Genomic DNA, 5,562 nt, shown 5'->3' with positions numbered 1-5,562 from the left:
TAGGTGGTTCCTTTATGCCAGTCTGTTTTAAGTGGTCTATTAATAGGTTTGAGGGGCGAAATAACTAGTTTCTTTGAGGTATAGCCTAAAAAAATTAAGGTGAACATAAAAAATGACAGAAGATCATCATTATATTTCTCATAAAACTATGGTTAATCTATTAAACGATTTATCGCCCTTTAATTATGCTTATTTTCATGGGTTTTTTGCAATTTTTTTCACTTCTTTAATACTAGGCTCCAAGTTCAAAAACTATCAAGGTATTACCCCCTTTGCACAATCAATGGAATTAGCTTCGGGTAGAATAAGGTTACTGAACGATGTAGTTCTACTATATTTTGTATTAATATTTTTTATAATTACTCTCACTTATTTCATGAAAGGGGTCTCAAACAAAGTTGTCAGGGAATTTAAACTAGCAGCAAAAAACCCAGATAAGTTAAATCATGCAGTCGGTGAAAATCCCAAAAGAACTATTCTTATAACTGCATTAATATTACTTTTTATAAATATAGGTTGGTTTATGTTCTTTGGCTTTACCTCAGCGGGAAACTCAAGAATCATGAGAAGCTTTCTAGTGGGTTCTGAATATTTCATTATAATAAATATTTTCTTAGGTTTTCTGTCAAACTTTTATCTATTAGTCTATTCATTAGTAATGATGGAAGGACGAAAGCACGTCGTATTCTCACGCTAAGCCCATATATGGTAAATAAAAATAATGATCCAAAAGCTCACTACATGTACACAACGAAGTACACCGAGATTACCTAAATAACTCAATATACCGATACCACTAGCCTATAGCCTAGGATTCAAGTCCTCACTAGGGAACCGAACCAAGGAAGGAGCCTGCTTGGTTCGCCATAAATATGCTTAAAAAAATATATCAATGAACCATGTTACCAACCAGCCAAACTCTCTTAGACTTACAATTAGCGTTTGGTGGATATTTCCATTTTAAATTTTCTTCATTTACCAGTGAGTAATCAGCAGAAGATCCTCCAACAGTGACTACATCTCCAATCTTAAATTTTTCATTACTTACTCTGTTGTAAATAACGAAGGGATTCTGCTCCCATTCTAGGTTCGGATTAACTATTACCACTAACATATCACCCATAAATAAACAGCCATTTATAACATTAAGGGTTCCCCTGTAAGCTGCCGCATCTCCATCTCTAGAATCTGTTTCAATAGCAGTGACATAAACCATGTTTTCAGATTTTCTCTCACTGAGCTTACTAGAATTTAATAGAGATTCATTGTAATTAGAAAAATTTTGATCTTCGTTAGCAGAGGGTTGACATCCGCTAACGAAGAAAATGGCTACTATAGCTGCATATAATTTTATTCTAATTGCCATATATTCCATCCTGCTGTTAAGTAATCAAGAGACATGTATAAGAAACCACTACGATAGAAACTGTCTGTTGGAATCCTTTTTCTCTTAAATGCTGTGACATATATAAGCTCTCAAATTGTTAAAGTGTTTCAGAGTCTGCTTTGGTTTCATTGTTATTTTCAATGTTAACCTTACCACCAAGCCCCTTTACTAAATCTGCCATTAAATCCTTATCCGTCTGTCTGTTCAAAAAACCTAATAGATTGTTAGCTGTATATTCCTTTAAGCCATTTACTGAATCATTCTCTAAAACATCTACCAAAAAGGCACCCAGTAGAATTTTTTGTCGTGTCAGCTTCTTATCTAACTTCTGTCTCTCCCTATTTATCTTTAGCTCAAGATCATTAATCTTCTGCTGTTCTTTTAAATCATTACCACCTAGTAAGCTCATACCTTCCTCCTAAAATATCAAATTACCTATTTACCCGACTATAGCAACTCCGCCAGACTCTAACAATCTATTATGATATAGTTAATTGACGGATGGTTGAGTCCCACTGACTAAGTGCGAGTTTTCGACTTCACAAATGTTTACTTCCTTCGGTCGTACATTTGTGAAGTCAAACGTCGGCAGGGGCAAAGCCCCCACACCCCCGCACTACGAAAAGACGTAGTGCTAAAAAGCAAAAGCATGAGTGTTTGAAAATGGCTATTTTTCTCGCATCGACTAAATCAATATCACGAGGTAGCGGACAAAGTGCTGTTGCTTCTGCTAGTTATCGAGCAGGGGAAAAATTAAAGGATGAGCGTTACGGTAAGACGCATGATTACTCTAAACGCTCAGGTGTCATGAGTGCCGATATTATTTTGCCGTCAGCATTAGCTGATGCAGGCGTTACTATTGATCGTAGCGATTTATGGAATAAAGCAGAGAGCGCCGAAAAAAGAAAAGATGCGCGAGTGGCTAGAGAGTGGTTGGTCAATTTACCGCATGAGTTAAGCGAACAAGATCGCAAAGACATAGCACATAGGTTCGCCCAGACCCTAGCGGATCGTTACGACACGATTGCTGACTGTGCTATTCACAAACCAACTCAAAGAGAGATTGAGCGCGGTGCTGACCCTCGTAACTTTCATGCTCATATCATGTTTACTACTCGTAAAGCCGTAATAGGTAATGACAACGAGATTGTATTGACTGACAAAGCCGATATTGAGTTGTCCGATACGAAGCGTCGTCAGCTTGGATTTGAGATAGAACGAGTCAATGATGAGCTTAGGGAAATTCGTCAGCTGTGGGAACAGATTGCTAATGAGAAGTTAGCTGAGCATAAGCACGATTTAATAGATTGCCGTAGCTATGCAGACCAAGGCAAAGATATTGAGCCGCAGCTTAAAATGGGTTCGGTTGCGACCAAGCTAGAGCGTGACGCATACGAAAAGGCTAAAAAAGAAGCTTTAGATAATGAGCAGGAATTTACTGGCATCGCACCAGTGACGATCCGTGGTGAGATTAACGCTATGATCGCGGAGCGTAATAGCCTGGTGCTAGAAGCGTCTAACAAAATTGAGAGAGAAAACAGTGAACGAATTAATCGAACAAAACGAATCATTGATGCAAACGCAGACAGAGTTAGAGACACAGAATCAATCATTGACCGAGTTAGTCGAAGGCTTGGAGAAAGCACTGACAGAGTTAGAGACACAGAATCAATCATTGAGACAACACAACGAGTCGTTGATGCAAATGCAGACAGAGTTAGAGACGCAAAATCAGCAAATGATTGGGCAGCTGAACGATGCAAAAACCTACCAAAGGCAACTAATGGAGCAATTGAAGCTATCGAGAGAACGCTTCAAAGAATTGATGAAAACGCAGTCAGATCTAAGAACACAGTATCAGCAATTAGTGGAACATCAGAAATCAATGACAACACGAAACAACGAGCTGAAAATAGCAAATCAGAAGCTGCGAGAGTCAACAACAGCATTGCAGCAAGAGCAAAACCAGCCCCAAGCCCCTTTGACAACGAATACGAAAGAGCCTTTCATGAGCGAAAAAGACAAATTGATCAAAAAACTAGAGACGCAGCTCGACAAGCTCTTGAAGCAGAACAAAATACTAGAAGAATACAAGCTGATACGCTAGACAAGAAAAAGGTTCTAGCTTACCGACTGCTTATGCGCAATCAAGACAGTAAGAGGTTAAGTAAAGGACGTAACGAAAAATCGGAACATTACCCAGAAAAGTTCGATTATCGACAAATTGCCATACTTAATGAATTCGCTCACTCTCTAGGTATTCATACAATTGAGAAAGAGTATCTAGAAAAATACGAGCTAGTCGTTGGTATGCTTAGCCTTGAGGTCATGCAAAACAACCTAGCTGCTATAAATATATTAGTAGATAACCAAAAAGAAAGATCTCACCATCAAACTGTTACAGCAGACTTTTATGATTTTATCGCTAAGCTAGACAGACAAAGAGCTGAACAGGTACAACAGCATCAAACAAGATTAGGTAGGAATGATACTAGCAGAGTGACTGCGACAATAATAACAGCTCAACCTTATCTAGCTGCACTGACTAAATATGCAAATAACAGTGAAAAAACAGACGAAAGCAGAGCATTAGCAGAACAACATATCAATCAGACTATTAGACTGACAGCTAAGCAATACGAGGTTGCTTACAAAGGACTGAATACTTTAATGAGCAATGATAGCGTCCAGAAGCACGTTAGAGAGCTTGGAGACAGTTTAGGTAGATTTACTACTGATTACGCTGAAAAGTTATCTGGCGATGATTTAAGAAGCATTAATAACGATTTAAAAGTCATTGATAGAGGGATAGATACAGGTAATGTAAATGATAGTAGAGATAATCCATCACCAAATTTCTAATTATACATACCTCTATTTTTTCTTTTTCTTTTATTACTTATCCACAACTAAAAATGCTTTTAATGCTTTTAAATGCTTTTAAATGCTTTTAAGCAAGCTGTATCTACCGAAAATAAAGGGGTTCAGACCTCATTAATAGACGTTTATACCGTTATAAATGGACGTTTATACCGTTATAAATGGACGTTTATACCGTTATAAATGGACGTCTATGCCGTATTAATTGACACATTATTATTTGACTATTAATTGACATTATATATAATAGTCTTTTTAACTAAAAATGATTAAAGGCAGGGAAGCTTATGAATAATAAGAAAAAAAATGGTGGGCAAGACTTAGTTGTTAAATCAAATCGAATTATCACAGCTTTTCAAAACCTATCTTTAACTGAGATGTGTTTAATACAGCTAGCTATTGTTGATGCAAGAGAGACAGAGCAAGGGTTAGGGTTCAATAAGCCTTTGTCTATAAGTGCGAAAAGATATGCTGAAGTTTTTAATATACAAATTGATACTGCCTATAAGGTATTAGCTCAGGCTGGGAAAGGCTTGAGAGCGCGCTATTTTACGTTTTCAGATGGTACTGGTAGTAAGGTTGAGACAAACTGGGTTCAACAAGTCAGGTATGTTAAAAGTGAGGGTCGCATTGAGATCATTTTTACTGTTGCCGTTATTAACGAGATTACTCGTTTAGGTTCACACTTTACACAATATGACCTAGAGTTCATCGCCACGCTTAACAGTGTTTACTCTGTGCGTTTGTATGAGCTGACAGTAAAATGGTTAAGTGCGAAGAAATCAGAAGTGTTTGATTACGCACTATTGCGAGGTCAGCTAGGAATTGGTATCAATGAATATAAAAATATGGGAGATTTTAAAAAACGTGTTCTTGATTTAGCAGTTAAAGAGATAAATGAGAAAACAAATATCAGAGTTAAATATAGTAATGTAAAACAAGGTCGAACAATCATAGGCTTTGCGTTTACTGTGCATGAAAAGCCTAAAGCTAACAAGACAAACAAAAAGCCCAACGCTGATACTGGCAATATGTTTACGATAGACGGACTATCAGATAAACAGTTGTGGCGTATCAGTCGGCATAAAGAGTTTATAAGCACATACAGTAGTCTGGCCAAAGGTGACGCTGGTAAGAACTGGTCAGCGTATAGTGATTTCATAGTTAGTGAGATCAAAAAAGACGCTTCTAGATTCAGTAAGAAACGCCCTATACGCGAATATTTAGATGGAAATGAAGCAGACTATGACTTCTCAAGGTAACGACAAAAACCGACCACTTAAAACAGACTGATA

Annotated in this window: 5 protein-coding genes; 3 read left to right on the top strand and 2 right to left on the bottom strand. The window is 37.4% G+C overall.

Annotated elements, in window-relative coordinates; translation table 11 throughout:
* The first annotated feature begins 112 nt into the window (after nt 1-112).
* Nucleotides 113-697, top strand: coding sequence for a hypothetical protein (locus AC5JPO_RS13235; protein WP_057762758.1), 585 nt, complete (start codon nt 113-115; stop codon nt 695-697).
* Nucleotides 698-889: 192 nt separating this feature from the next.
* On the opposite strand, the gene AC5JPO_RS13230 is transcribed toward AC5JPO_RS13235, so the two are convergent.
* Both AC5JPO_RS13230 and AC5JPO_RS13225 read right to left on the bottom strand, forming a co-directional pair.
* Nucleotides 890-1,366 carry a hypothetical protein gene (locus AC5JPO_RS13230; protein ID WP_057762762.1) on the bottom strand — a complete coding sequence of 159 codons (477 nt, stop codon included), beginning with the start codon at nt 1,364-1,366 and terminating at the stop codon, nt 890-892.
* Between the two features lie 118 nt (nt 1,367-1,484).
* On the bottom strand, nt 1,485-1,796 hold the full coding sequence (locus AC5JPO_RS13225; protein ID WP_082624706.1) for a mobilization protein MobS: 312 nt from the start codon (nt 1,794-1,796) through the stop codon (nt 1,485-1,487).
* Nucleotides 1,797-2,050: 254 nt separating this feature from the next.
* Between AC5JPO_RS13225 and AC5JPO_RS13220 the strand changes: the two genes are divergently transcribed.
* Together AC5JPO_RS13220 and repM are read left to right on the top strand one after the other, a co-directional pair.
* The gene (locus tag AC5JPO_RS13220; RefSeq protein WP_057762765.1) at nt 2,051-4,249 is read left to right on the top strand and encodes a MobA/MobL family protein; all 2,199 of its coding nucleotides are present in this window, start codon (nt 2,051-2,053) and stop codon (nt 4,247-4,249) included.
* Between the two features lie 305 nt (nt 4,250-4,554).
* Nucleotides 4,555-5,529 (top strand): replication initiation protein RepM, encoded by a 975-nt coding sequence (gene repM / locus AC5JPO_RS13215; RefSeq protein WP_057762756.1) that lies wholly within the window; start codon nt 4,555-4,557, stop codon nt 5,527-5,529.
* Nucleotides 5,530-5,562: the final 33 nt, after the last annotated feature.

The organism is Psychrobacter sp. H25 (assembly GCF_059076335.1).
This window is presented reverse-complemented; position numbering and strand designations above follow the sequence as displayed.